At 66.1% G+C, this 24,521-nt stretch carries 22 protein-coding genes; 17 read left to right on the forward strand and 5 right to left on the reverse strand.

The window, feature by feature from the left end:
• Positions 1 to 8: 8 nt before the first annotated feature.
• The 3 genes from ACP16H_RS17685 to ACP16H_RS17695 form a co-directional block, all read right to left on the reverse strand.
• Entirely contained in the window at positions 9 to 992 is a 984-nt protein-coding gene (locus ACP16H_RS17685; RefSeq protein WP_425073579.1) for an ABC transporter permease, read from the reverse strand.
• Positions 989 to 2,494, reverse strand: a complete 1,506-nt coding sequence (locus tag ACP16H_RS17690; protein WP_425073580.1) for a sugar ABC transporter ATP-binding protein — start codon at positions 2,492 to 2,494, stop codon at positions 989 to 991. Before ACP16H_RS17690 ends, ACP16H_RS17685 begins: the two co-directional genes overlap by 4 nt.
• Positions 2,495 to 2,579: 85 nt before the next feature.
• A complete protein-coding gene (locus ACP16H_RS17695) occupies positions 2,580 to 3,533 on the reverse strand; it encodes a sugar ABC transporter substrate-binding protein (RefSeq protein ID WP_425073581.1) in 954 nt (317 codons plus the stop codon).
• Positions 3,534 to 3,690: 157 nt separating this feature from the next.
• On the opposite strand from ACP16H_RS17695, the gene ACP16H_RS17700 reads away from it, so the two are divergent.
• Entirely contained in the window at positions 3,691 to 4,659 is a 969-nt protein-coding gene (locus ACP16H_RS17700; RefSeq protein ID WP_425073582.1) for a sugar-binding transcriptional regulator, read from the forward strand.
• Positions 4,660 to 4,720: 61 nt separating this feature from the next.
• On the opposite strand, the gene ACP16H_RS17705 is transcribed toward ACP16H_RS17700, so the two are convergent.
• Entirely contained in the window at positions 4,721 to 5,155 is a 435-nt protein-coding gene (locus ACP16H_RS17705) for a MarR family winged helix-turn-helix transcriptional regulator (protein WP_425073583.1), read from the reverse strand.
• A gap of 253 nt (positions 5,156 to 5,408) precedes the next feature.
• Between ACP16H_RS17705 and ACP16H_RS17710 the strand changes: the two genes are divergently transcribed.
• The 7 genes from ACP16H_RS17710 (at position 5,409) to mprF (ending at position 13,515) form a co-directional block, all read left to right on the forward strand.
• On the forward strand, positions 5,409 to 6,590 hold the full coding sequence (locus ACP16H_RS17710) for a 3-hydroxybenzoate 6-monooxygenase (RefSeq protein ID WP_425073584.1): 1,182 nt from the start codon (positions 5,409 to 5,411) through the stop codon (positions 6,588 to 6,590).
• A 76-nt stretch (positions 6,591 to 6,666) separates the two neighbouring features.
• Positions 6,667 to 7,362 carry a fumarylacetoacetate hydrolase family protein gene (locus tag ACP16H_RS17715; protein WP_425073585.1) on the forward strand — a complete coding sequence of 232 codons (696 nt, stop codon included), beginning with the start codon at positions 6,667 to 6,669 and terminating at the stop codon, positions 7,360 to 7,362.
• Positions 7,363 to 7,395: 33 nt separating this feature from the next.
• Entirely contained in the window at positions 7,396 to 8,466 is a 1,071-nt protein-coding gene (locus tag ACP16H_RS17720; protein WP_425073586.1) for a cupin domain-containing protein, read from the forward strand.
• On the forward strand, positions 8,463 to 9,011 hold the full coding sequence (locus ACP16H_RS17725; protein WP_425073587.1) for a maleylpyruvate isomerase N-terminal domain-containing protein: 549 nt from the start codon (positions 8,463 to 8,465) through the stop codon (positions 9,009 to 9,011). The genes ACP16H_RS17720 and ACP16H_RS17725 overlap by 4 nt, the downstream gene beginning before the upstream one ends.
• Before the next feature lie 21 nt (positions 9,012 to 9,032).
• Positions 9,033 to 10,625, forward strand: coding sequence for an FAD-dependent monooxygenase (locus ACP16H_RS17730; RefSeq protein WP_425073588.1), 1,593 nt, complete (start codon positions 9,033 to 9,035; stop codon positions 10,623 to 10,625).
• Positions 10,622 to 10,801 carry a hypothetical protein gene (locus ACP16H_RS17735; protein WP_425073589.1) on the forward strand — a complete coding sequence of 60 codons (180 nt, stop codon included), beginning with the start codon at positions 10,622 to 10,624 and terminating at the stop codon, positions 10,799 to 10,801. The genes ACP16H_RS17730 and ACP16H_RS17735 overlap by 4 nt, the downstream gene beginning before the upstream one ends.
• A 113-nt stretch (positions 10,802 to 10,914) precedes the next feature.
• Complete coding sequence (mprF, locus tag ACP16H_RS17740; protein ID WP_425073590.1) at positions 10,915 to 13,515, forward strand: bifunctional lysylphosphatidylglycerol flippase/synthetase MprF; 2,601 nt, start codon at positions 10,915 to 10,917, stop codon at positions 13,513 to 13,515.
• Here the strand turns inward: mprF and ACP16H_RS17745 are convergent.
• Positions 13,512 to 14,324, reverse strand: a complete 813-nt coding sequence (locus ACP16H_RS17745; RefSeq protein ID WP_425073591.1) for a sulfite exporter TauE/SafE family protein — start codon at positions 14,322 to 14,324, stop codon at positions 13,512 to 13,514. The genes mprF and ACP16H_RS17745 overlap by 4 nt on opposite strands.
• 181 nt (positions 14,325 to 14,505) lie before the next feature.
• Here ACP16H_RS17745 and ACP16H_RS17750 point away from each other — a divergent pair, with 181 nt between their 5' ends.
• Genes ACP16H_RS17750 through ACP16H_RS17790 form a run of 9 tightly spaced genes read left to right on the forward strand, consistent with a single transcriptional unit; the run spans position 14,506 to position 24,521 of the window.
• A complete protein-coding gene (locus tag ACP16H_RS17750; protein ID WP_425073592.1) occupies positions 14,506 to 15,549 on the forward strand; it encodes a C4-dicarboxylate TRAP transporter substrate-binding protein in 1,044 nt (347 codons plus the stop codon).
• 60 nt (positions 15,550 to 15,609) lie between these two features.
• Positions 15,610 to 16,113 (forward strand): TRAP transporter small permease, encoded by a 504-nt coding sequence (locus ACP16H_RS17755; protein ID WP_425073593.1) that lies wholly within the window; start codon positions 15,610 to 15,612, stop codon positions 16,111 to 16,113.
• The gene (locus tag ACP16H_RS17760) at positions 16,113 to 17,450 is read left to right on the forward strand and encodes a TRAP transporter large permease (RefSeq protein ID WP_425073594.1); all 1,338 of its coding nucleotides are present in this window, start codon (positions 16,113 to 16,115) and stop codon (positions 17,448 to 17,450) included. Before ACP16H_RS17755 ends, ACP16H_RS17760 begins: the two co-directional genes overlap by 1 nt.
• Before the next feature lie 9 nt (positions 17,451 to 17,459).
• On the forward strand, positions 17,460 to 18,266 hold the full coding sequence (locus tag ACP16H_RS17765) for an IclR family transcriptional regulator (RefSeq protein WP_425073595.1): 807 nt from the start codon (positions 17,460 to 17,462) through the stop codon (positions 18,264 to 18,266).
• Between the two features lie 10 nt (positions 18,267 to 18,276).
• Complete coding sequence (locus ACP16H_RS17770; protein WP_425073596.1) at positions 18,277 to 20,340, forward strand: 3-hydroxyacyl-CoA dehydrogenase NAD-binding domain-containing protein; 2,064 nt, start codon at positions 18,277 to 18,279, stop codon at positions 20,338 to 20,340.
• Between the two features lie 14 nt (positions 20,341 to 20,354).
• On the forward strand, positions 20,355 to 21,551 hold the full coding sequence (locus tag ACP16H_RS17775; RefSeq protein WP_425073597.1) for an acyl-CoA dehydrogenase family protein: 1,197 nt from the start codon (positions 20,355 to 20,357) through the stop codon (positions 21,549 to 21,551).
• Between the two features lie 2 nt (positions 21,552 to 21,553).
• On the forward strand, positions 21,554 to 22,636 hold the full coding sequence (locus ACP16H_RS17780) for an acyl-CoA dehydrogenase family protein (protein WP_425073598.1): 1,083 nt from the start codon (positions 21,554 to 21,556) through the stop codon (positions 22,634 to 22,636).
• On the forward strand, positions 22,633 to 23,052 hold the full coding sequence (locus ACP16H_RS17785; RefSeq protein ID WP_425073599.1) for a PaaI family thioesterase: 420 nt from the start codon (positions 22,633 to 22,635) through the stop codon (positions 23,050 to 23,052). The genes ACP16H_RS17780 and ACP16H_RS17785 overlap by 4 nt, the downstream gene beginning before the upstream one ends.
• Positions 23,049 to 24,521: a class I adenylate-forming enzyme family protein gene (locus ACP16H_RS17790; protein ID WP_425073600.1), complete on the forward strand. Its 1,473-nt coding sequence runs from the start codon at positions 23,049 to 23,051 to the stop codon at positions 24,519 to 24,521. Before ACP16H_RS17785 ends, ACP16H_RS17790 begins: the two co-directional genes overlap by 4 nt.

Raw genomic sequence — 24,521 nt, forward strand, 5'->3', positions numbered from 1 at the left:
GGAAGTCCTCAAAGCAGGTTGAGTTTCGTGGTGCGCGACACGATGGCCACCGCAATCAGGATGATGACACCCTTCACGATGTTCTGGATGTAGGTATCCATGCCCACCAGGTTCAGGCCGTTGTTGATGACACCGATGAAGAGTGCGCCGCAGAAGGTGCCCATCACGGTCGCCGTTCCGGGACGGAACATGGTCATGCCGATGAAAACCGTGGCGAGCCCGTCGAGCAGATAGCGCTCTCCGACGTTGGGCTGACCGGAGCCAAGCCGCGCCGCCAGCAGCGCGCCCGCGATCACGGCAAAGACCGAGACGAGGACCAGCGCCGACATGCGGTAGAAGGTGATGCGCACGCCTGACAGTTCGGCCGCCTTCTGGTTGCCGCCCACGGCATAGACGTAGCGGCCAAAGACGGTGCGTTCCATCACGAACCACGCGAGCGCCACGGCGGCGATCATGAAGAACGCGAGATTGGGAATGCCGAAGACGCGGCCCTGACCGAGCGTCAGGAAGGTGTCCGGCAAACCGCCATAGATCGCCCGACCGCCGGTCATCAGGAAGTTGACGCCAAAGAGGATGGAGCCGGTGGAAAGCGTGGCGATCAGCGAGGGGATACCGACCTTGGTAATCAGGACGCCGTTGACGAGGCCGACAGCGATGCCGGCGGCCAGCCCGGCCAACAGCGCCACCGCCAGCGGGTAGCCTGCCACCAGCAGCGTCGGCACCAGGATGCCGGAGAGGCCGACCGTATAGCCGACCGACAGGTCGATCTCCTTGGCAGCGAAGCCGAAGGTCAGCCCGGCCCCGACGATGGTCAGGATCGCGATCTGGCTGAGGATGTTCGACAGGTTGAACGGCGTCAGGAAGCGATCGACGAAAAGCGAGAAGCCCAGGAACATCAGGATCAGCACGCCGAGCGTGGAATAGCGCTGGAGCAGGTCCGACTTGACGGGCTTCGCGCCCGCGGGGGCCGTGGCGGCGACAGAAGTGTTCATGCGGCGTCTCCGGTGATGGCAGTGATGAAGCGGGTTTCCGAGAAATCGGCGGCGGCGATGTCCGCGCCGGGCAGACCGTGGACGAAGGGAATGGCGCGGTGACAGACCTGCGCGATCTCGCCAAGGTCCGACGAGGCGATCAGGACGGCGGCGCCTTCGGCCGCGAGGCGACGCATGTGCGCGTAGATCTCGCGCTTGGCCCCGATGTCGACACCTTCGGTCGGCTCGATGAAGATCAGGACGCGGTAACGGTTGCCCGCCCCGTAGAGCCATTTGCCGATCGAGACCTTCTGCTTGTTGCCACCCGAGAGGTTGCGGATCAGCTGGCGTTGGTGGGGTGTCTTGACGTTCAGCAGATCGATCACGCGCTGCGACTCGGCGCGTTCGCGGCGACGCGACAGCACCCCGCCCGAGGCGGCGAAATCCGGGTGCACCATCGACAGGTTCTCGGCCACGGTGCCGTCCCCGGCCAGCGCGTTTTCCATACGGTGATCGGGGACCAGTGCCACGCCAGCGCGCTGCATGGCGCGCACGCCACGTCCGGCGACGGGCTGTCCGTCGACGACGATCTCTCCGGCTGTCAGACCCAGACGGGTATAAAGCGTGCGGGCAAAGCCGAAGTGTCCCGCGCCAGTGAGGCCGATCAGGCCGGTGATCTCGCCTGCACGCAGAGCGAAGTCCGCCACCCGGACGGCCCCCGCCTCGATGCCCTTTGCACGCAGAACGACCGGGCCGGTCCTTGCCGCTTCCGCGCCGGTCTCGGCCACGACCGATCCCGTGTCGCGGCGCAGCATCAGGTCGGTCAATACCGCTTCCGTGGCGGTGTCGCGGTCCAGCGTGCCGACATGGCGACCATCGCGCAGCACGGTGATGCGGTCCGAAAGCGCCACCACTTCCGACAGGAAGTGCGAGATCAGCACCACGCCGACGCCCTTGGACGGAAGGCTGCGGATGATTTCCCAGAGCTGACGCTTTTCCTTTGCTTCCAGCGTGGCGGTGGGTTCGTCCAGGATCAAAAGGCGGATGTCGCCGCGCAAAGCGCGCACGATCTCGATAACCTTGCGATCGGCCATCGGCAGGTCGATCACCGGACGGCCAAGATCGATTTCAACGCCAGGGAACCATTCCGCAAGCAGCGCTTGGGCCTGACCTTTCAATGCGCCGCGTCGCATGATCCCGAGCGCCAGCCGCGGTTCCGCGCCCAGCATGATGTTCTCGGCGCCGGACAACGACGGCACGAGACTGCCTTCCTGGCTGACATGGGCGATGCCGTGTGAAAGCGCCGCGCGCGGGCTGTCCAGCGTGACATTGGTTCCGTTGACGGAGACCGCGCCGCGGGTCGGGCGTAGCGAGCCGCCCAGCACGTTGACAAAGGTGCTTTTCCCCGCGCCGTTCTCGCCCACGAGGCCATGCACCTCGTCAAAGCGGAACTCCGCGTCCACGCCATCGAGGGCCCGCGTGCCGGGGAACTCCATGACGATCCGGGAGAGATGCACGGACATGCGCGATCTCCTTAGAAGTCTTGTGTAAGGGGATGTCCCCGCGCGGGGGAGCGCAGCGCGGGGACGTTTCGACAAGCCGCGTGGCTTACATGAAGTCCTCGCAGTTCGCCTTGGTCACCAGCGGCGCGTCCATGTAGACGATGTCGGAGGGGATGACCTCCTCGCGCGGCTTGCCGTCGACAACGATGCCGGTGATCCAGTCGCCGACCTGCGCGCCCATCTTCTCGAAAGGCTGGGAGACGGTGGCGATCATCATCGAGTCGGGCTTGCAGACTTCGGCCACGGCTTGCGGATGGCCGTCGATGCCGATGACCTTGACGTCCGTCAGGCCCGCCGCCTTCATCACGTTGATGGTTGCCTGTGCCGGCTCGTCCCAGGGCGCCCAGACCGCGTCAATGTCCTCGCCGAAACGGGCGACGTAGTCCTGCATCGTTGCGGTCGTGTCCTCGAAGAAGGCGGTGTAGTCGATATTGTGCTCGGCCAGCACCTTGATGTCCCCGTACTCCTGCAAAACCTTCTCCATCACGTCGCCGCGCTTGCGCGTGCCGTGGTGCTCCGCCATGCGGAAGAACACGAGGTTGCCATTGCCGCCAAGCTGATCCAGCAAGTAGGGCGAGACATCGGCCGACATGGCCCAGTTGTTCGTGGTCACATCCACCATGATGCCATCGACGTAGCCCGAGTCGACCGAGAAGACCGGCACGCCAGCCTGCACCGCAACGTCGATCGCCGCCTTCGAGGCGCGCAAGTCGGACATGGTGATGATGATCGCGTCGACCCCGCGAGACACGGCGTCCTGAAGGTTCGAGGCGGTGGCCTCGCCAGAGCCCTGGCTGTCGAGGAAGCTGACGTTCCAGTCGACGCCCTTCTCCTGCACCCAGGCTTCGAAGCCTGCCTTCACCCGTTGTTCGGATTGCGCCGCAGCGTTGGAATGCACCCAGGCGATATCCAGCGCGCTGGCGCTGGTCGCCATTGTCGTCATGGCACCCAGCAGGGCGGCAGACGCAAAGAGGCCGCGGCCTTTCGCAGTGAAAGTCATGATTTTCCTCCCGAAATTTTGTGTGAACGCGGTCCTCCACCGCACCCATGACCGGCACCCTGCGGCGAGTATATACTTTTGTCAACGTTAAATACATTTGTAATTCGACTGCGGCGTGACGATTGTCACGGCGCGTGACATTGATTATTCAGATGCCATGACCAGTGATGACACACAGTTGATGAGCCGCGCCGCCTGGCTTTATTATGTCGGCGGGCTGAACCAGGAGGAGACGGCCCACCGGCTTGGCACGACCCGCGCGCGGGTGAACAAGCTGCTCGGTCAGGCGCGGGAAGAAGGGATCGTGTCGATCTCCATCGATGCGCGGGCCAACGGGCTGATGCAGGTCGAAGACGACCTGCGGGCGCGCTTCGGACTGGAGCGGGTGATCTGCTCGCCGGCGCTGGGGCTGAAGCCCGGCGACACCCTGCCCGGTGTGCTGGAGAACTATCCGCGCGGCGCGGTGGGCACGCTGGCGGCGACTTTGCTGAAGGACGAACTGGCGCGCCGGCCCGACGCAATCATCGGCACCGGCTGGGGCCGCACGCTGGACCAGATCACGCGCAACATGGCCGGGGTACAAGCGCCCCAAGCCCGTTTCGTGTCGCTCATGGGGTCACTGACCGCCAACAGCGCATTCAATCCCTTCGAGGTGGTGCAGGCGCTGGCGCGGTCATGCGGCGCCGAGGGATATTTCCTCGCGGTGCCCTTCATCGCCAACACCGCCGAAGATCGCGAGATCCTGCTGGCTCAGGCGACGGTCAAGGCAGTGCTGGACATGGCGCGGCGGCCTGACATGGCGATCATTTCGGTGGGCGAGCTGACGCCTGCTTCGCTGCTGCACCGCTCCGGGATGCTGACGGCGGAGGAACTCGATACGCTGCACGCTGCGGGCGCGGTGGGCGATACGAACGGGATCTTTTTTGATCGTGACGGACAGCCGGTGGAGCATCCGCTGAACCAGCGCACGCTGGCCGTGGATTTCGCGGCCCTGCGGGCATCGCATACGGTGCTGCTTTGCGGCGGATTGGAAAAGGCAGAGGCGACGCGGGCCCTGCTGCGCAGCGGTATCGTCCGCACGCTTGTGATTGATGGAGACACGGCTTGCCGGCTGGTTGATTCCTGACGCAACCAGACAGAGGGAGTCAGGCGCTCCTGACCGGCGGCGCTGGCGGCAGCCCTCATGTTCAGGCGTCGTCTGATCCGGCGATTGCACGTGCGGCGAGGGAAAGGAACGTCGCACGTTCCGCCTCGTCGAGACCCGCAAGGATGTCGGATTGGAAGCCCGCAACCAGGGGGAGAACCTGAAGAAAAATTGCCTCGCCCTCGGCGGTCAGAGACAGTTCGCGGGCACGGCGGTCGCGCTGGCTGACCGAGCGGGCGACCCAGCCTTTTTGCACGAGGCGGTCGATCACCCCGCCGATGGTGGCGCGGTCGTTTGCAATGTTCGCCGCCACCGAGGCTTGATCAATACCCGGGTCCTTGCGGATCGCGCCCATGGCCGCGAATTGCACAGGGGTCAGGTCATGACCCGCCGCCTTCATCCGGGTCTGGAAAAGCTGGGTGGACTGCTGGTGCAGGCGGCGGATCACGTGGCCGGGCATCTGTTGCAGATCGGTCATGATGCTCCCTCCCTCTGTGCACGCGCGAGATGCGCTTCCATCCATATCAATAGCTTGCCGAAATTAATAAGTACACTCATCTTTTTCATTGACCGACTCGACCTGTGCCGCCTATTAATATGTACACACATCATATCATTGGGTGTGACCACGATGCTTTGGGAGGAGCAAAGGGGCGCGCAGCGGGGCTGCTGTCGACCCATGTGAGCCTCCCCTGTTGGCTTGAATGGCCCTGTGACGCGAGGAGACTGCCATGTCCGATCTTCCCATCCTCATCGCCGGTGGCGGCATTGGCGGCCTCGCCGCCGCTTGCGGACTGGCGCAGAAGGGGCACCGTTCGATCGTGGTCGAACAGGCGCCGCAGCTGGGCGAGATCGGCGCGGGCATCCAGATCGGGCCGAATGCGTTCCACTGTTTCGACTATCTGGGCGTGGGGGACGAGGCGCGCTCGGTTGCGGTCTATATCGACGCGCTGCGGCTGATGGATGCGCAGACCGCCGAGGACATCACGCATATCCCTCTGGACCAGCCGTTCCGCGATTTCTACGGCAACCCTTATGCCGTGGTGCATCGCGCCGACCTGCATGGCGTGCTGCTGAAATACGCCGAGGCCAGCCCGCTGATCGAGCTGCGCACCAATCACGTGGTGACGGGGTACGAGCAGGACGGGTCGTCGGCCACGCTGCTGCTGAAGGACCGGGAGCCGCTGAAGGGCCGTTTCCTGATCGGGGCCGAGGGCCTGCGGTCTGCCATCCGCGCGCAACTGGTGGGCGATGGAGAGCCGCGCATCTCGGGCCACACGACCTACCGCTCGGTGATCCCCACCGAGCAGATGCCCGAGGACCTGCGCTGGAATGCGGCGACGCTATGGGCCGGGCCGAAGTGCCACATCGTGCATTACCCGCTGAAGGGCGGCAAGGTGTACAATCTTGTGGTGACCTACCACCGCGATGTTCAGGAGGCGATCGCGGGGCGCCCTGTGTCAAAGGAGGAAGTGGCACAGGGCTTTGAACACATTCACCCGAAGGCGCGGCAGATCATCGAGCACGGCGACAACTGGAAGCTCTGGGTGCTGTGCGACCGCGAGCCGATTTCGAACTGGGTGGACGGGCGCGTGGCGCTGCTGGGCGATGCGGCGCATCCGATGTTGCAGTATTTCGCTCAAGGTGCCTGCATGGCGATGGAGGACGCGGTGGCGCTGTCGCATTGCATCGAGACCATCGACGACACCGAGACGCTGTTGCAGACCTATCAGGACATGCGGCGGGTGCGGACGGCGCGGGTGCAGATGAACTCGCGCCTGATCGGCGAGTACATCTATCATCCCGACGACGCCAAGGCCGCCGTGCGCAATCACGTGATGAAGGGCATGAGCCCTCAGGATTGGTACAACCAGCTGAACTGGCTCTACGGGTCGAACGGCATCGAGGGCTGAGGCCGTCGAAGTTTGAGTATTTTCACCAAGAAGAAGCAGCAGGGCGCGCGCCTGCTGATACGGGAAGGAACAGGACATGGGATTGATCTTTGAACCGGTGGTGACGCCGACGGTTGCGGTGGTGGACAGCGAGGACCGGATTCCGGTGCGGCGCATCTTTTGCATCGGGCGGAACTATGCCGCCCATGCGCGCGAGATGGGCAAGGACCCGGACCGCGATCCGCCCTTCTTCTTTCTCAAACCCGCCGATGCGGTGGTCGAGGATGGGGCGACGATCCCGTACCCGCCGCAGACCGAGAACTTTCACTACGAGGCCGAACTGGTCGCGGTGATTGGCAAGGGCGGCGTGGACATCGCCGAGGCGGATGCGCTGGACCACGTCTGGGGCTATGCCGTGGGCAACGACCTGACGCGCCGGGATCTGCAGCTGAAGGCACGCGAGCAGGGTCGCCCGTGGGACCTGGGCAAGGGCTTTGACCGGTCCGCGCCAATTGCGCCGGTGCATCCGGTGTCAAAGGTGGGTCACCCGTCGAAAGGCTTCATCAAGCTGACGGTGAATGGAGAGGTGAAGCAGGAGGCCGATCTGGCCGAGCTGATCTGGTCGATCCCGGAGATGATCTCGATCCTGTCGCATTCGATGGAATTGATGCCGGGAGACCTTATCATGACCGGGACGCCCGCGGGCGTGGGGCCGCTGGCCGTGGGCGACGTATGTGTCGTCGAGGTCGAGGGGCTGGGCACCTGCACCACCACCATCGGGCCGAAGGCCTGAACCACCGCCGGAACCGCCATAGGGAGGAGCACCATGGACAACGCGATGCAACCCGAGGACACGCCGGAACTGCGTGCGCTTTACAAGGGGTTCGAGGACGCACACCTGAACCCGCTCTGGACGCAGACCGGCGACCTGATGCCGGTGCATCCGAAGTCCAGGGCCGTGCCGCATGTCTGGAAATGGTCGGACCTTCTGCCTTTGGCGGAGCGGTCCGGCGATCTTGTCCCGGTGGGGCGTGGGGGCGAGCGGCGCGCGATTGGTCTGGCGAATCCGGGGCTGGGCGGGCGGGCCTATGTCTCGCCAACCTTGTGGTGCGCGATCCAGTACCTCTGCCCGGGCGAGAACGCGCCCGAGCATCGCCATTCGCAGAACGCCTTTCGCTTTGTCGTCGAGGGTGAGGGCGTCTGGACCGTGGTCAACGGCGACCCGGTGCGCATGTCGCGGGGCGACCTGCTGCTGACGCCGGGCTGGAATTTCCACGGCCACCACAATGTCGCGACCGAGCCGATGGCGTGGATCGACGGCTTGGACATTCCCTTCAGCCAGCAGATGGATGTGGGGTTCTTCGAGTTCGGCGCGGAGCGCGTGACCGACAATGCCACGCCGAACTACTCGCAGGGCGAGCGGTTGTGGTGCCACCCGGGCCTGCGTCCGCTGTCGCAGTTGCAGGATACGGTGTCTTCGCCCATCGGCGCTTATCGGTGGGAGTTCACCGACAACGCCCTGACGCAGCAGTTGCTGCTGGAGGACGAGGGCAACCCCGCGACGGTGGGTCTGGGCCATGCGGCGATCCGTTACGTGAACCCGACCACCGGCGGCGACGTGATGCCGACGATCCGCTGCGAGTTCCACCGCCTGCGGGCAGGCACGCAAACGCCCGCGCGGCAGGAAGTGGGATCTTCGGTCTTTCAGGTCTTCGAGGGGTCCGGCGCGGTGGTGCTGAACGGCGAGGTGAAGACGTTGGAGAAGGGCGACCTGTTCGTGGTGCCGTCCTGGGTGTCCTGGTCGTTGCAGGCCGAGACACAGTTCGACCTGTTCCGCTTCTCGGATGCGCCGATCATGGAGCGGCTGAACTTCATGCGGACGCAGGTCGCGGGATGACCTCTGGCGAGGAGGCCGCGCGCGCCGCGTTGCGGGCGCGGCAAGGGGCGGGGGCGCGCTACGATGCTGATAGCGCGCCGCATGACGCGCTGTTATTGGCGCGGCGCGGGACGGCCTATTTCGCGCGCAAGCTGAACGAGTTGCGCGATGCCGATCTGGACGCGCCCTGCCTGCGGGCGGGCTGGTCACGGCGGCATCTGGTGGCGCATGTCAGCTATCAGGCGCGCGAACTGGCCATCGCCCTGTCGGCGTTGAACGGCCCCTTGGCGGCAGAAGAGGCAGAGTGGCGTCCGGATGCGGCCTTGGCCGCGACCCTGCCCGCCCGCGCCCTGCGCCACCTGTTCGAGCATTCGGCCAAGCACCTCGACGTGGAATGGCGTGACCTGCCCGCCGGGGGCTGGGACAGCGCGATCACCCTGCTGGACGGCACGCAGCCCGTGGCGCGGGAGACCGCCTTCCTCCGTGCGCGCGAGGTCTGGCAGGCGGCGGTCGAACTGGGCAATGGCGGGCGGGTGTCGGACATTCCCGAGACCCTGCGCGGCTGATCTTTTCGGAAGGGTTGGAAAATGAGACCTGCGGGACGCGGCGAGACGGAGTCGCTGTATTTTACCTATCCCACCTTTGCCGCCCCCGAGGCCCGCGATCATCTGGCCGATCCCGCCCCGGTGGTGATCGTCGGCGCGGGGCCGGTGGGGATGGTGGCCGCGCTGCGGCTGGCGCGAGAGGGCGTGCGCTCGGTCCTGCTGGATGCCAAGGACACGTTCAATGACGGCAGCCGGGCAATCTGCGTGTCACGGTCCTCGTTCCACATTCTCGAACGCATCGGGGCGGTGGGGCCGTTCCTGGACAAGGCGCTTGGGTGGACCACGGGACGCAGTTTCTATCGCGGGGAGCAGATCCTCGAATTCACGATGCCCGACAGCGCGTCCGAGAAATTCCGCCCGATGTACAACATCCAGCAGCAGTATATCGAACAGTTCCTGTGGGACGCCGTCTGCGCACAGCCGCTGATCGAGACCCGCTGGCAAAGCCGCGTGACCGGGGTGCGCGATGTGCCGGAGGGAGTCGTGGTGACGGTTGAGGACCCACATGGGTCCTATGAGGTGCAAGCCGACTGGGTGCTGGCCGCCGACGGCGCGCGCAGCGCCCTGCGCAAGATGCGTGGCTTGCGGCTGAAGGGCGAGAATTACGAGGGCCGCTACGTCATCGCCGATGTGCAGATGGCCCATGATTACCCGACCATCCGGCGGGCGTTCTTTGACCCCGATTGCCGGCGCAGCGGCACCGTTCTGGTGCACAAGCAGCCCGACGACATCTGGCGCATCGACTACCAGTTGCGCGACGACGAGGACGCTGAGGAGGCCATGCGGGAAGAGACCGTGCGCGCCTCGGTCGCGGCGGTGTTGCGCGACATCGGGCATGATGGCCCGTGGGAGCTGGAATGGTGGAGCATCTATTCCGCCAACACGCTTGCCCTGGACGATTACCGCGATGGGCGGATCTTCTTCATCGGGGACAGCGCGCATATCGTGCCGATCTTTGGCGTGCGCGGACTGAACAACGGGCTGGCGGATGCAGAGAACATCGCCTGGAAACTGGCGTATGTGATGCAGGGCAGGGCGGGCGAAGCCCTGCTGGACAGTTACACGCCCGAGCGGCGGGGCGCGACGCTGGACGTCTTTGCCAATGCCTCGAAATCGGCGCGTTTCATGACGCCACCCACGGCGGGCTGGCAATTGATGCGCGACGCGGCGCTAAGCCTGTCGCTGAGCCACCCGTGGGCCGGGGAACTGGCCAATCCGCGGCAGATGACCCCCTATACCTACGCCGACAGCCCGGTTGTCATGGCGGACGGTTCCGGGGTCTCGGTTGGGCCGGTCCCGGGAGCGGTGCTGCCCGAGGCACGGGTGGCAGGCGGTTTCCTGTCCGACCTTCTGGGATCGGGGTTCACGCTGGTTTGCTGTGGCGCATCGGTGGACCTTAAGGACGTCGATACAGTGCGGTTGGACGCGGGGTCCGAGGCGGCACAGGCGCTGGGTATGAACGAGGGCGGCGCCTGTCTTGTCCGCCCGGACGGTCACATTGCCGCGCGCTGGAGCGACGTGACACACGACTGCGCAACCGCCGCACTGGCCCGCGCGAGGGGAGAAATCGCATGACACCTTCCGAGGTCGAAACGGTCTACGAGGCACTGGCGCGCAGGCTGGACACGGTCGGACCGGAGCGTCGGGAGCTGTTCCTTGCCAAGCTGGCGTTGCTGCTGGCGCATGAGGTGGAGGACACGGGGCAAGTGCTGCACCTGATCGAAGACGCCTCGGAGCATCTGGATACCTGACGTCAGGCCATTGCGACCAAAGACCATGGTTTTCATTTCCGTCTCCTGTGCCCTACATGCAGTTGAGAACTCTTGCCGCGCCTGAAGCGCCCGGCGCAGTGGGGAAGTCACGCATGGACGAGTCGGAGGACACCGGCACTACGCTGTGGCAGCGAGTCAAACCGCTGACGCCATACCTCGTGACCATCGCGCTGTTCGCAGCAGGAACATGGGCGCTGTATCACCTGCTGGCCCCGGTGGACCTGCGCAGCGTGATGACGCAGGCGCGGGCCACGCCCTTGCCGGTGATCGGGCTGGCGCTGCTGACCACCGCCGCCAGCTATGCCACGCTGATCGGCTACGACTGGTCGGCGCTGCGCTATATCGGCAAGTCGCTGCCCTTTCCGGTCACGGCGCTGGGGTCCTTCCTTGGCTATGCCTTTGGCAACACCATCGGCGCGGGGCCAATCACCGGGGGCGCGGTGCGCTACCGGATCTATTCGGCGCTGGGGCTGTCGGCCTATGACATCGCGGCGATTGCGACCTTTGGCGCCTCGGCCTTCGGGTTCGGGGCGACGATCATCGGGTTCGGCGCGCTGGCGTTTCATCCGCACGCGCTGGGGCACCTGCTGGCCATGCCGCCCGAGACGATCCGCTGGGGGTCACTGGCCATCGTCGCCGTTGCGCTGGCGCTGCTGTTTGCCATCGCCGCAAGACAGTCCGAGCTGACCGTGCGCGGCATCACCCTGCGCCCGCCGACACCGGGGATCATGGCGGCGCAATTTGCCTTTACCGGCATCGACCTGCTGCTGGCGGCGACGACGCTTTACCTGCTGCTGCCGCCTTCGGACCTGGGGTTCCTGACCTTCCTTGCGGTCTTTGCCGCCGGGATCATGGCGGGGGTGGTCAGCCATGTACCCGGCGGTGTGGGCGTCTTTGAAACCGTCATCATCGCCGCCCTCCCCCCGTCCGTGTCGACAGAACAGGCCGCCATTGGCCTGCTGTTGTTCCGCATGATCTATTACCTCGTGCCGTTCGGTGTGGCGCTGGTGATCCTCGCCGTGACCGAGATGCGGCTGGCGACGGGGCGCGCCCTGCCACCGGTGTTGCAGGGGCTGCTGACCTCGATCGGGGCGCTGGTGCCGCTGGCGATCGCGGCCATGGTCTTTGCCTCGGGCGCCATCATGATGGTGTCGAGCCTGATCCCGCCGACCTCGGACCTTGCCGAGGACCTCGAACTGCTGCTGCCTCCTGCTCTGCTGGAAAGCGGCGCGCTGCTGACCAGTGCGCTGGGGGCGTCGATGCTGGTGATCGCCCATGGCCTGCTGCGCCGGGTGCAGGGCGCGTGGTGGCTGGCGGTTCTGGCGCTGTCGGGCGGGATCGCGGCGAGCCTTGCCAACGGGCTGGATTACGAGCGCGCGCTGATGCTGGCCGCCGCGCTGCTGATCCTGCTGCCAACGCGGCGAGAGTTCTTTCGCACCACCCGGCTGACCCGTGATGTCCTGAGCCTGCGCTGGTCGCTGCTGATGCTTGGGCTGGGCGGCGCGATGCTGGCGGTGTTGTTCTTTGCCCAGAAGGCCACGCCCTACGCGCATGACCTGTGGTGGCAGTTCGCCTCTGACCAGTCGGCACCGCGGGCGCTGCGGGCGGCGCTTCTGGGGTTCGTGGTGCTCAGTGTCTCGCTGCTGGTCTTTGCCCTGCGGCCCGGACGGATGCGCCACGACCTTGCCACGCCGGAGGAGCTGGAGCGCGCCCGCGCGCTGGTCATGTCGCAACCAGACCCGGAGGCGCATATCGCCCTGACCGGGGACAAGTGCCTGATGTTCTCGGACAGCGGGCGCAGCGCCCTGATGTACCGCATCCAGAACCGCAGCTGGATCGCCCTGCACGAACCCTTTGGCGACCCGGCAGAGATCCGGCAACTGGCCTGGGCCTTCCACGACGCCGCCTATGCCGCCAACGCGCGACCGATCTTTTACGCGGTATCGACGCAGTACGTGCCGCTGTGGATCGACATGGGTCTGGCCCTGATAAAGATGGGCGAGGAGGCGGTGGTGCCCTTGAAGGGTTTCAGCCTCGAAGGGCCATCGCGCAAGCGTCTGCGCACGACGCACAACCGCGCGCTGCGGGACGGGTTGCGGTTCGAGGTCCTGCAAGCGCCCGTCGCGCGCGAGGTGGTGGAGCAGTTGCGCCCGATCTCGGACGCATGGCTCGTGTCGAAGTCGGGCGGGGAAAAGGGCTTTTCGGTCGGGCGCTTCGACCCGGAGGTGATCGCCCGCGCGCCCATCGCCGTGGTGCGGCACGCGGATCGGATCGTCGGTTTCGCGACCCTCTGGCAGACCGATCAGAAGGCCGGGGCCTCGCTGGACCTGATGCGCCACGTGGACGACGCTCCGTCCGGGCTGATGGAATTCCTGTTCACCGAGCTGCTGCTGCACTACGCCGCCGAAGGCTATGCCGAGTTCTCGCTGGGCAACGCGCCCTTGTCGGGGTTGGAGGCACGGCGCGGCGCGCGTCTGACCGCGCGCATGGGGGCCTTCGTCTACAAGCACGGGCGGCAGTTCTACAACTTCGAAGGGCTGCGCGCCTTCAAGGACAAGTTCGACCCGGACTGGCGGCCGATCTACGTGGCGATCCCGCCGCGCGCGAATATCCTCGCCGTGGCGACGGACATCGCGGTGCTGATCGGCGGCGGGTTGCGCCAGACGGTGAAGAAGAAGGCGCGGAAGCCTTAAGCGATCACGTCCCAGGCCATGCGGGCAATGACCACCAGCAGGAACAGGCCGAAGGCGATTTCGAGTTTGCGCGGCGGCATGGAGTGGGCGAATTTCGCCCCCATCGGCGCGGCCAGCATGGAAAACGGAATGACCAGCGCCGCCGCCAGCAGGTTCACGTAACCCAGCGACAGCCACGGCAGCGCCGGATGGCCCCAGCCCGCGTAGATGTAGCCAAAGGTCGCCGGGACCGCGATCAGGATGCCCAGTCCCGCCGAGGTCGCCACCGCCTGGTGGATCGACTGGCCAAACGAGGTCATGAACAGGTTGTTCAGGTTGCCGCCGCCAATGCCCATGAAGGTCGACAGGAAACCGATCCCGAACCCCACGCCATTGGTCACCGGGGCCGAGGGCAGGTCGTCCGCCACCTTCCAATGCGCCTTGTTGAACAGCATCTTGAGCGCGATCACCAAGGCCACCACGGCAAACACCCCGCGCAGCACGTCGCCCGAGACATAGCGCACGATCAGCGAGGCCACGACCACGCCCAGCGGCACCCACAGACGCCAGCGTTTCAGCAGTTCGGCATTGCCCGCGCCCTTGGCCCGGTGCGCCTTGTAGCTGCGAAAGGCGGTCGGCAGGATGATCGCCAGCGAGGTGCCGACGGCCATGTGGGCGACAATCTCGGGCGCGACGCCAAGGATCGGGAAGGCTGTGATGAGCACCGGCACGAGAATCGCGCCGCCACCGATGCCAAATAGCCCGGCCAGAAACCCCGAGATGACCCCGGCCACGGCCAGCCCCAGCGCTAGGATGATGAATTCGGTCATGGCGGTCCTCCCCTTTTCCCCCGGTTTGTGTGCCACCGCGCCCCGTGAAACGCCAGCGCGCGTTTGAGCCCGTGGCCGCTGAAATCGGCGTGTTGCGAAAAGGGGGGTTGCGCGAGTCAGGTGCTTTGTGTGAGCATTGCGGAATAGAATTCCGCATAGTGGAACTAAGGGAGGAAAATCAATGAAACTCTTCAAGGCCGCCACCTTTGGCGCGCTGATGCTGTCGGCATCTTTTGCGCAGGCTGAAACGACTCTGATCCTTGGCGAGGCCGGTCCGAACCGCGGCGCGCGCGCCGAGGCGATGAACTGGTTCGCCGAGAAGGCCACCGACTTGTCGGGCGGCGATCTGCAATTCGACATCCAGTGGGGCGGCGCCCTGTTCAAGGCGGGCGCGGCCCTGTCCGGTGTGGCGGATGGCGTGGCCGACCTTGGCACGATCATCAGCGTCTACTTCCCGCAGGAGATGGTCGCCTATGGCATCGCGGACCTGCCGCTCCAGAACGACGACGCATGGGTGGGCATGAAGGCGACCGATGCCCTGATGCGCTCGAACGAGTCCATTCAGGCGGCGCTCGCCGACATGAACCTCGTCTATATCGGCACCTTCACCACTTCGGCGGTGCATATCGGCTGCAAGGGTGGCGCGATCCGCTCGGTTGCGGATATCGCGGGCAAGAAAGTGCGCGGCGTGGGCGCCTATGGCGATACCTTCAAGGACCTCGGCGCGAACATGGTGCCGATGTCGGTCTATGACGCCTACCAGGGTCTCGATTCCGGCCTGCTGGATTGCTCGCAGGGCTACAGCTACGCCACCGCCGCGCTGAAGCAGCACGAGGTGATCGACAGCTACACCCTGCTGAACTGGGGGCAGGTCGGCGCGCTCGGCATCCTGATGAACAAGGACGCCTTTGATGCGCTGACACCCGAGAACCAGCAGGCGCTGTTGCAGGCAGGTGAAGGCATGGCGGACGAACTGGGTCGCCTCATCAACGCCGACAACGACAAGGCGGTCGAGACCATGAAGGCGGCGGGCGTCGAGATCATCACCCTGCCCGACGAGGACCGCGCCAAGCTGGTCGAAGGCGGTGCGACTTACGTCGACGCATGGGTCGAGCGTGCCAATGGCGCGGGCCTCGACGGCGCGGCGCTGCTGGAGGAGTACAAGGGCCTTCTGGCGCAGTACACCGCCGAGCGCGACGAGAAGGGCTATCCCTGGACGCGCTAAACCCCATTGGCCGGGGCTGACACGTCCCGGCCTTCCTTTCCTCAGACCGAAGGCAAACCCATGTTGCGCCGGATCGAGCGTCTGCTCGTCGACCTTTCCATTGCCGCCGTACTGGCGCTTGGCGCGTTGATAACCGCCAACGTGCTGCTGCGCGCGCTGTTCAACAGCGGTATCCCGGACAGCACCGTTCTGGTGGCCGAGCTGATGGTCGCCGCCGTGATCCTGCCGCTGGCCGCCACCACCACCGCCCGCGCCCATATCGCCGTCGAGGTCATCGCCGACCGCCTGCCCGCGCGGGTGTCGGACGGGCTGATCGTCTTCGGCTCTGTCTTTGGGCTGCTGGCGCTGGCCCCGATGATCTGGGCGGGCTGGCACGAGGCCTTGGGGGCCATCGAAAAAGGCTCGTTCTTCTTTGGCGAGCTGCACCTGCCGAAATGGCCCGGACGGGTGATCTTTCTTGGCGGGATGGTGGTCTGCTGGCTGCGGCTGGCGGTGATGGTCGTGGGCGACCTGCGCCGGATGCGTGCCGGGCTGCCTTTGACCAATACGGACGGGGCTGCGTGATGGACGGGACTGTTGTGGGCCTTTGCGCCTTTGCCGCACTGATCGTCCTGTTGGGCGCGCGTGTCCCGATTGCCTTTGCGCTGGCGGGCGTCGCCACGGTGGGCACCTTTGTCATGTTCGCCTTCCGCACCGGGGCCTTCAACCCGGACCGGGCGGTGCGGCCCACCACCTCGCTGGTGTTCTCGAACTCCTTCGACCTGATCCACAGTTACGACCTGTCGATGATCCCGCTGTTCGTCGCCTTGGGGCACATCGCCTACCGAGCCGAGATCACGACCCGCATCTACCACGCGGCCCGCGTCTGGCTGGCGGCGATACCGGGTGGCGTTGCCATGGCCTCGGTCGTGGGCTGTGGCGGATTTTCCGCCATCACGGGGTCGAGCATCGCCTGCGCGTCCACCATGGGCCGCATCTGCGCGCCCGAGATGCTGCGCATGGGCTATGACAAGCGCCTCGCCACCGCGTCGGTGGCGGCAGGCGGCACGCTCGGCTCGCTCATCCCGCCCTCGGTCCTGTTCATCATCTACGGCATCTTCACCGAGACCTCGATTTCTGCCCTCTTCCTCGCGGGGGTCCTGCCGGGTCTGATCTCGCTCATGGGCTTCCTTCTGGTGATCTGGCTCTGGGTGCGGCATGACCCGTCCGCCGCACCGACCTCGGATGCGGTCATCTCGACCCGCGACCGCGTGAACGCGGCGCGCGACGCATGGCCCGCTGCGGCGCTGTTCGTCATTATCGTAGGCGGCATCTACGGCGGCATCTTCACCGCGACCGAAGCGGCGGCCGTCAGCGTCTCGGTCACGCTGCTGATCGGCTTTGCGCAACGCCGCCTGACCATCGCCTCGGTGATCGAGGCGCTGCGGGAAACCATGATCCAGACCACCTCGATCTTCATCATCGCGGCGAGCGCGAAGATTTTCGTGGCCTTCATCGCCCTGACCGGCGTGGCGGGCGACATCGTCGGCGCGGTGCAGGCGGCGGAACCGGACGTCATCACGCTGATGATCGCCATCGCCGTCATCTACCTGCTGCTGGGCATGTTCCTCGACCCCATCGGGATCATGGTCCTGACCCTGCCGCTGTTGGTGCCGCTGGTCGAAGGCTACGGTCTCGACCTCATCTGGTTCGGCGTCGTCGTCATCAAGCTGCTGGAAATCGGCCTCATCACCCCGCCCGTGGGCCTGAACGTATTCGTCATCGGATCGGTCGTGGGGCGCGAGGTGCCGATCTCGCGCATCTTCTCCGGTATCACGCGGTTCCTGGCGGTGGATGTGATCGTGCTGGCGCTGCTCATGGCCTTCCCGATACTGTCGCTGCTGATCCCGAACGCGATGTAAGGCCCGCCGATGACCAACCCCGACATGACCGACCGCCGTTTTGCCACCACGCTGGCCCGTGGGCTGATGGTGCTGCGCGCCTTTCGCGCGTCCGACGACGGTCTGGGCAATGCCGAGATCGCCGAGCGCACCGGCCTGCCGAAAAGCACCGTGTCGCGGCTGACCTTTACCCTGCGCTCGCTTGGTTACCTGACCCATGCGCGGCGGCACGACCGCTACCGCCCCGGCCCGGCGCTGCTGGCGCTGGGGAACGTGGCACAGGCGTCGATCTCCTTCGTCGACCTGTCGGCCCCCATCATGCAGCGGCTGGCGGACGAGACCGGCACGCTGTCGCTGCTGCTGGTGCGCGATGACGCCCGGATGCTGATCGTTCGGACGTGGCGGCCGCGCGGGGTCTCTTCGCTTTGGTTGGAGGCCGGGCACCGCCTGCCCTTCATCGGAACGTCTTCAGGGCACGCCATTCTGGCCGCCATGCCCGACGAGATCTTTGCCGAGACGGTTCAGAAGGCCGATGGCGACCGCGGCCTGACCGCCGAGAACGCCAACGCCGCCCGCAAGGCAGCCTATGCCCAACTCATCACCCGGGGCTATTCCATCACCCCGCCCGACGAATATTTCGCCGCCAACATCCACGCGGCCTCGAAACCCTTCTTTGCCCGCGATCTGGCGGAACCCGTGGTCTTCACCTGCGGGGCCATGCCGCAGGACCTGTCGCTGGAGCGGCTGGAGACCGAAGTGGGGCCACGGCTGAACGACGCGGTGAAGGAACTGGAACGCATCATGGGGCAGCCTGCCTCGATCACGATGCGGACGTGAAAGGACGATCATGACAGACGCCGTCAGATACGAACGCGAGGGCGACGTGGCCCTCATCCTCATCGACAACCCGCCGGTGAACGCCTTGGGTCACGCCGTGCGACAGGGGCTGTGGCAGGCGGTGGACCGCTTTGCCGACGACGATGCGCGGATTGCCGTGATCCTCGGCGAGGGCAAGCTCTTCCTTGGCGGCGCGGATATTTCCGAGTTCGGCAAGACCCCGCTGGAGCCGCACCTGCCCGACGTCTGCACCCATATCGAACGCTGCCCGAAACCCGTGGTCGCGGCGATCCACGGCCCCGCGCTGGGGGGCGGCTGCGAGGTGGCGCTGGGGGCGCATTACCGTCTGGCGATGCAGGGCGCGCGGCTTGGCTTCCCCGAGGTGCACCTGGGCCTGATCCCCGGCGCGGGTGGCTCGCAGCGGATGCCACGTCTGACCGGGGTTGGCCCGGCGCTGGACATGATGCCCGCAGGCGGCTCTGTTTCTGCGGAACAGGCGCTGAAGATCGGTCTGGTGGACCGAGTGGCGACAGGCGATGTGCGCGCCGAGGGGCTGCGGTTCGCGCAGGACCTGCTGGCCGATGGCGCTGGCCCGCGCCAGACCGGCGCCCTGCCCTGCCCCGCCTATGATGCCGAGGCGTTTGACGCGGCCCGCGCCCTCTGGACGAAAAAGGCCCGGGGCGAGGTCGCGCCGCTCGTGGCCATCGACGCCATCGAGGTGGCGACGAAACTGGACTACGACGCAGGCGTGAAGGAAGAGCGCCGCCTGTTCTTCTCGCTCATGGAGACGCCGCAGCGGGCGGGGATGATCCACGCGTTCTTCAACGACCGCAAGGTGTCGAAGCTGCCGGAACTCGACGGCATCGCACCGCGCGCGGTGGACAGCGTCGGCGTCATCGGCGGCGGCACCATGGGCGCAGGCATTGCCACCGCCTGTCTGCTGGCGGGCCTGCCCGTGACGTTGGTGGAACGCGACGAGGCCAGCGCCGACAAGGCGCGCGCGACCATCGCGGGCTACCTTTCAGCGGCAGTGAAACGCGGCAAGCTGGCCGACGCCGCCCCGGTGCTGGCGCGGCTGAAAACAGTCACCAACTATGCCGAACTTGGCCCCGTGGACCTCGCCATAGAAGCGGTGTTCGAGGACATGGGCGTGAAAAAGGACGTCTTTGCCCGGCTGGACGCGGTGATGAAACCCGGCGCGATCCTTGCGACCAACACCTCCTACCTGGACGTGACCGAGATCGCCGCCGCGACCTCGCGCCCCTCGGACGTGATCGGGCTGCACTTCTTCTCTCCGGCGCATGTGATGAAGCTGCTCGAGGTCGTCGTGCCCGACACCACCGCGCCCGATGTGACCGCCACCGCCTTTGCGCTGGCAAAGCGGCTGAAGAAGACCGCCGTGAAGGCCGGTGTCTGCGACGGCTTCATCGGCAACCGCATCCTGGCGACCTACAGGGGCGCGGCGGACCGGATGATCCTCGACGGTGCCTCCCCGTGGGAAATCGACGCCGCCATCAAGGCTTTCGGCCTGCCCATGGGGCCGTTCGAGATGGGCGATCTCGCGGGTCTCGACATCGGCTACATGACCCGTCAGCGCAAGGCCGCCACCCGCGACCCGCGTGACGTGGTGCCGACATGGGCTGACGAGATGTACCACGAGGGCTGGCTGGGCCAGAAGACCGGGCGCGGCTACTACACCTACGCCGACCGCAAGGGCACCCCGAACGAGGCCATCCTGCCGATGATCGACGCCGCGCGCGGCGACCGCCCGCAGCGGACGTTTACCCCCGAAGACATCCAGCGCTTCTACATGGCCGCCATGGTGCACGAGGCCGCCAAGGTGGTGGGCGAGGGCATCGCGGCCCGCCCGCTCGACGTGGATGTGACGCTGCTCTACGGCTACGGTTTCCCGCGCTGGCGCGGTGGGCCGCTGCATTGGGCCGATAGCGTCGGCCTGCCCGCGCTGCTGGCGGATATCCAGAGTTGGGCCGAAACAGACCGGTATTTCTGGCAGCCCGCCCCCCTCCTGCAACAGCTTGTGGCCGAGGGCCGCAGCTTTTCCGATCTGAACTGAAAGGAAGGCATCCCATGGACCTGACCTTTACCCCCGAACAGCAGGCGTTCCGCGCCGAAGTCCGCGCCTTCCTGGCCGAGAACCTGCCGACGCGCCTGTCCGACAAGGTGTGCAAGGGCCTGCGCCTGACCAAGCAGGACTACGAGGACTGGCACGCCATCCTCAACGCCCGCGGCTGGCTGGGCGTGACATGGCCCGCTGAACATGGCGGCACCGGCTGGGACGCCGTGCAGCGTCATATCTTCGAAGAAGAAACCACCGCCGCCCACGCCCCGCGCATCGTGCCTTTTGGCATCGCCATGCTGGGACCGGTACTGATGAAATTCGGCTCGGAGGCGCAAAAGCGTCACTATCTTCCCCGGATTCTCAATGGCGACGACTGGTGGTGCCAGGGCTATTCCGAACCGGGTGCCGGGTCAGATCTGGCCAACGTCCAGACTACGGCGGTGCGCGACGGCGATCATTACGTGGTCAACGGGCAAAAGACCTGGACCACGCTGGGCCAGCACGCCGACTGGATCTTCTGCCTCGTGCGGACGTCCAAGGAAGGCAAGAAGCAGGAAGGCATTTCCTTCCTCCTGATCGACATGAAGACCCCCGGCGTCGAAGTCCGCCCGATCGTCCTGATCGACGGCGAACCCGAGGTGAACGAGGTCTGGTTCAGCGATGTCCGCGTGCCGGTGGAAAACCTCGTGGGAGAGGAGAACAAGGGCTGGACCTACGCGAAATACCTGCTGACGCATGAGCGGACCAACATCGCGGGCGTCGGTTTCGCCCGCGCCGGGCTGGCCTCGCTCAAGCGGATTGCGCAGGAACAGAGCCACAATGGCGCGCCGCTGCTGTCCAATCCCTTCTTTGCCGCCAAGGTCGCCCAAGTGGAAATCGACCTGATGGCCATGGCCACGACGAACCTGCGCACCCTTGCTGCCGCCGCTGCGGGGCAGGCCCCCGGCGCAGAATCCTCGATGCTGAAGGTCAAGGGAACCGTGATCCGCCAGCAGATCAACGCGCTGGCGCGGCAGGCGGTCGGTCCCTACGCGCAGCCCTTCGTGTCGGAGTCGCTGGACGAGGGCGCCAACGTCGAACCCGCTGGACCTGACTACGCCCTGCCCGCGACACAGGCCTATTTCAACAACCGCAAGCTTTCGATCTACGGCGGCTCCAACGAGGTGCAGCGCCAGATCATTTCCAAAGCGATCCTGGAGCTTTGACAATGGATTTCCGACTGACCGAAGAGCGCCAGATGTTGCAGGACAGCCTGCGCCGCTTCCTGGCAGAGACTGTTACGCCTGAAACCATTGCTTTGACGACCGAGACAGATACCGGGATCGATCCCGATCTGTGGGCGCAACTGACAGAGATTGGCCTGCCCGGCGCCATGTTCACCGAGGATCAGGGCGGTTTCGGCGGCCACGGCTTTGACCTCATGGTGGTGTTCGAGGAACTGGGCCGCGCAGGCCTGCCCGTGCCGCTGGTGGAAACCGTGCTGGCGGGCGCGTTGGGGGCCGAGGCCGAGGGGCTGATCGGCGGGCAGATCGTCGCCGTCGCCCATGGCGAGCCGACCGCGCGCTACGACCTGAACCGGGTCGAAACGCGGGCCGAGCGCGTGGCCGAGGGCTGGCGCATCACCGGAACCAAGGCCGTGGTGCATCACGCTCCTGCCGCCGAGGCACTGATCCTGAGCGCCCGGACCTCTGGCGCGGTGGACGCCGAGGAAGGGATTTCCCTGTTCCTCGTGCAGCCCGACGACGTCACCCTGCGCGACTATCCCTTGCAGGGAGGCGCGCGTGCCGCCGAGGTAACAATCGACACTATCCTGCCTGAAAGCGCCCTGATCGGCGAGGCCGGGACCGCCTTTGACGCGCTGCAAATCGCCCATGCCCGCGCCACCGCCGCGCTCTGTGCCGAGGCGCTCGGGATGATGGAGACCATCAAGACCCTGACCGTCGACTACCTGCGCCAGCGCCGCCAGTTCGGCCAGCCGATTGGCAAGTTCCAGGCGTTGCAGCACCGCATGGCCGACGTGCTGATCGAGATCGAGCAGGCGCGCTCGGCGGTCATCAACCTGTGCGGCAACCTCGAAGGCCCCGACCGTGACTTGCATGTGAGCGCGGCAAAGAACCTGATCGGGCGCACCGCGCGGCTGGTTGTCGAAGAGGCGATCCAGATGCACGGCGGCATCGGCATGACGATGGAATACGCGCTGGGGCATTTCGCCAAGCGGCTGACCATGGTCGACCACCGCTTTGGCGACACCGATTATCACCTAGAACGCTTCATTCGGCTGGCATCATGATCGGGACTATTTCGGCGGAAACCGGCACCCAGCGGACCTTGGGCTACCTGATCGAGATCGGGCATGCGGACGGCGGCGCGCGCTGCATCCTCGATGTGACCGAAGCACACACAAACCGCCACGACGTGCTGCATGGCGGGATCGCCGCGACGCTTCTGGACAATGCCATGGGGGCGACGTCCTCGCTGACCGTGGATGCGACCGGGCGCACGCCCTTCCTGACGGTGTCCATGACGACGCAATTCGTCGCCGCCGCGCGGGCGGGGCAGCGGCTGACCGCAACGGGGCGCGTCACGGGGGGTGGCAGGTCGCTCTTGTTCCTCGCCGCCGAGCTTCTAGACGAGGACCGGCGACTGATCGCCTCGGCCACCGGGGTGTTCAAGCGGGCAAAGCTGGACCGGGGCGGCGACGCATGACGCCCACCCGGATTCACCATCTGTTGCAGCGCAACAGGGTCGAAAAACCCGACGCGCCCGCGATCAAGGATTGCGACGGGCAGGTCTACAGTTGGGCGCAATACGACGCCCTGACCGAGGAGGCCGCGCAGTTGCTGGCCCTGCAAGGCGTCAAACCCGGCGACCGCGTGCTGGTGGTGGGCGAGAACTGCCTCGCCCTGCCGGTGCTGATCTACGGGGCCTCGCGCCTTGGGGCTTGGGCCGTGCCGATCAACGCGCGGATGTCGGCGGCGGAGATCGCCAAGATCACCGCCCATGCCAGACCCGCGCTGACCCTCTATAGCTCGCATGTCTCGAAGGAGGCCGCGACTCATGCCGGCGACGCGACCCCGGTCAAAACCGGTTTCGGCGCGCTGCATATGGCCCCGGGCCACAGCGACCCCGAACCCGACCCCGAGGTCGCGATCCTTCTCTATACCACCGGAACCACGGGTGATCCCAAGGGCGTCATGCTGACCCATGACAACCTGCTGTTCGCCGCCAGGGCCTCGTGCTGGCTGCGCGACCTCACGGCGCGGGACCACGTCTACGGCGCGCTGCCGCTGACGCATGTCTTTGGCGTGGCGTCGATGATGATGGCCTCGGCCAACGCGGGGGCGATGGTGGAACTGGCGACGCGCTTCGACCCGGCGCGGCTGCTGCGCGCCTTGCAGGAGGGCGCGACCGTCATGCCCGCCGTGCCGCAGATGCACGCGCTGCTGATGGCCGAGGCCGAAAAGCAGGGTCTGACAAGGCTGGAAAACGCGAAACTTCGCTACGTGTCCTCGGGCGCCGCGCCGCTCGACCCGGCGTGGAAGCGCAAGGCCGAGGCCTTCTACGGCATCCCGCTGCAGAACGGCTATGGCATGACCGAAAGCACGGCAGGCGTCAGCGGCACCCGCAACGCGATTGGCGACCCGGATACCTCCGTCGGGCCACCGCTTCCCGGCGTGGAAATCAGGCTCGATGCCGCCGGAGAAGACCCCACCGTCGGCGAGGTCCTGACCAAGGGCCCGCACGTGATGAAGGGCTATTTCCGCAACCCCGAGGCCACCGCGCAGACGGTGCAGGACGGCTGGCTCAGGACCGGCGACCTTGGCCAGATCGACGACCAGGGGCGGCTGCACATCGTCGGACGGGCGAAGGAACTCATCATCCGGGGCGGCTTCAACGTCTACCCGCCGGAGGTCGAGGCGGCGCTAAACGACCACCCGGACGTGGTGCAATCCGCCGTGATCGGGCGGCAACACGCGGGCGACGAGCAGGTTCTGGCCTTTGTCCAGCTGCGCACGCCGGGGACGACGCCCGAAGACCTCGCCGCCTTTGCCGCCGAGCGGCTGACCGGCTACAAGCGGCCCAATCACATCCTGATCGTCGACGCGCTGCCCGCTGCGGCGACCGGCAAGATCCTGAAACACCGGCTGCTGGAGGCGTTTGGCGACCGTCTCTAG

Source organism: Sagittula sp. S175, assembly GCF_049800975.1.
In the GTDB taxonomy this organism is placed as follows: Bacteria; Pseudomonadota; Alphaproteobacteria; order Rhodobacterales; family Rhodobacteraceae; genus Sagittula.

Excerpts from the sequence above, each read along its gene's own strand:
- ACP16H_RS17725 (WP_425073587.1), top strand. The coding sequence starts at position 8,463 with ATGACCTCTGGCGAGGAGGCCGCGCGCGCCGCGTTGCGGGCGCGGCAA.
- ACP16H_RS17775 (WP_425073597.1), top strand. The coding sequence starts at position 20,355 with ATGGACCTGACCTTTACCCCCGAACAGCAGGCGTTCCGCGCCGAAGTC.
- ACP16H_RS17780 (WP_425073598.1), top strand. The coding sequence starts at position 21,554 with ATGGATTTCCGACTGACCGAAGAGCGCCAGATGTTGCAGGACAGCCTG.
- ACP16H_RS17735 (WP_425073589.1), top strand. The coding sequence starts at position 10,622 with ATGACACCTTCCGAGGTCGAAACGGTCTACGAGGCACTGGCGCGCAGG.
- ACP16H_RS17695 (WP_425073581.1), bottom strand. The coding sequence starts at position 3,533 with ATGACTTTCACTGCGAAAGGCCGCGGCCTCTTTGCGTCTGCCGCCCTG.
- ACP16H_RS17760 (WP_425073594.1), top strand. The coding sequence starts at position 16,113 with ATGGACGGGACTGTTGTGGGCCTTTGCGCCTTTGCCGCACTGATCGTC.
- ACP16H_RS17715 (WP_425073585.1), top strand. The coding sequence starts at position 6,667 with ATGGGATTGATCTTTGAACCGGTGGTGACGCCGACGGTTGCGGTGGTG.
- ACP16H_RS17770 (WP_425073596.1), top strand. The coding sequence starts at position 18,277 with ATGACAGACGCCGTCAGATACGAACGCGAGGGCGACGTGGCCCTCATC.
- ACP16H_RS17730 (WP_425073588.1), top strand. The coding sequence starts at position 9,033 with ATGAGACCTGCGGGACGCGGCGAGACGGAGTCGCTGTATTTTACCTAT.
- ACP16H_RS17705 (WP_425073583.1), bottom strand. The coding sequence starts at position 5,155 with ATGACCGATCTGCAACAGATGCCCGGCCACGTGATCCGCCGCCTGCAC.
- ACP16H_RS17710 (WP_425073584.1), top strand. The coding sequence starts at position 5,409 with ATGTCCGATCTTCCCATCCTCATCGCCGGTGGCGGCATTGGCGGCCTC.
- ACP16H_RS17685 (WP_425073579.1), bottom strand. The coding sequence starts at position 992 with ATGAACACTTCTGTCGCCGCCACGGCCCCCGCGGGCGCGAAGCCCGTC.
- ACP16H_RS17765 (WP_425073595.1), top strand. The coding sequence starts at position 17,460 with ATGACCAACCCCGACATGACCGACCGCCGTTTTGCCACCACGCTGGCC.
- ACP16H_RS17750 (WP_425073592.1), top strand. The coding sequence starts at position 14,506 with ATGAAACTCTTCAAGGCCGCCACCTTTGGCGCGCTGATGCTGTCGGCA.
- ACP16H_RS17720 (WP_425073586.1), top strand. The coding sequence starts at position 7,396 with ATGGACAACGCGATGCAACCCGAGGACACGCCGGAACTGCGTGCGCTT.
- ACP16H_RS17790 (WP_425073600.1), top strand. The coding sequence starts at position 23,049 with ATGACGCCCACCCGGATTCACCATCTGTTGCAGCGCAACAGGGTCGAA.
- ACP16H_RS17755 (WP_425073593.1), top strand. The coding sequence starts at position 15,610 with ATGTTGCGCCGGATCGAGCGTCTGCTCGTCGACCTTTCCATTGCCGCC.
- ACP16H_RS17700 (WP_425073582.1), top strand. The coding sequence starts at position 3,691 with ATGACCAGTGATGACACACAGTTGATGAGCCGCGCCGCCTGGCTTTAT.
- mprF (WP_425073590.1), top strand. The coding sequence starts at position 10,915 with ATGGACGAGTCGGAGGACACCGGCACTACGCTGTGGCAGCGAGTCAAA.
- ACP16H_RS17690 (WP_425073580.1), bottom strand. The coding sequence starts at position 2,494 with ATGTCCGTGCATCTCTCCCGGATCGTCATGGAGTTCCCCGGCACGCGG.
- ACP16H_RS17785 (WP_425073599.1), top strand. The coding sequence starts at position 22,633 with ATGATCGGGACTATTTCGGCGGAAACCGGCACCCAGCGGACCTTGGGC.
- ACP16H_RS17745 (WP_425073591.1), bottom strand. The coding sequence starts at position 14,324 with ATGACCGAATTCATCATCCTAGCGCTGGGGCTGGCCGTGGCCGGGGTC.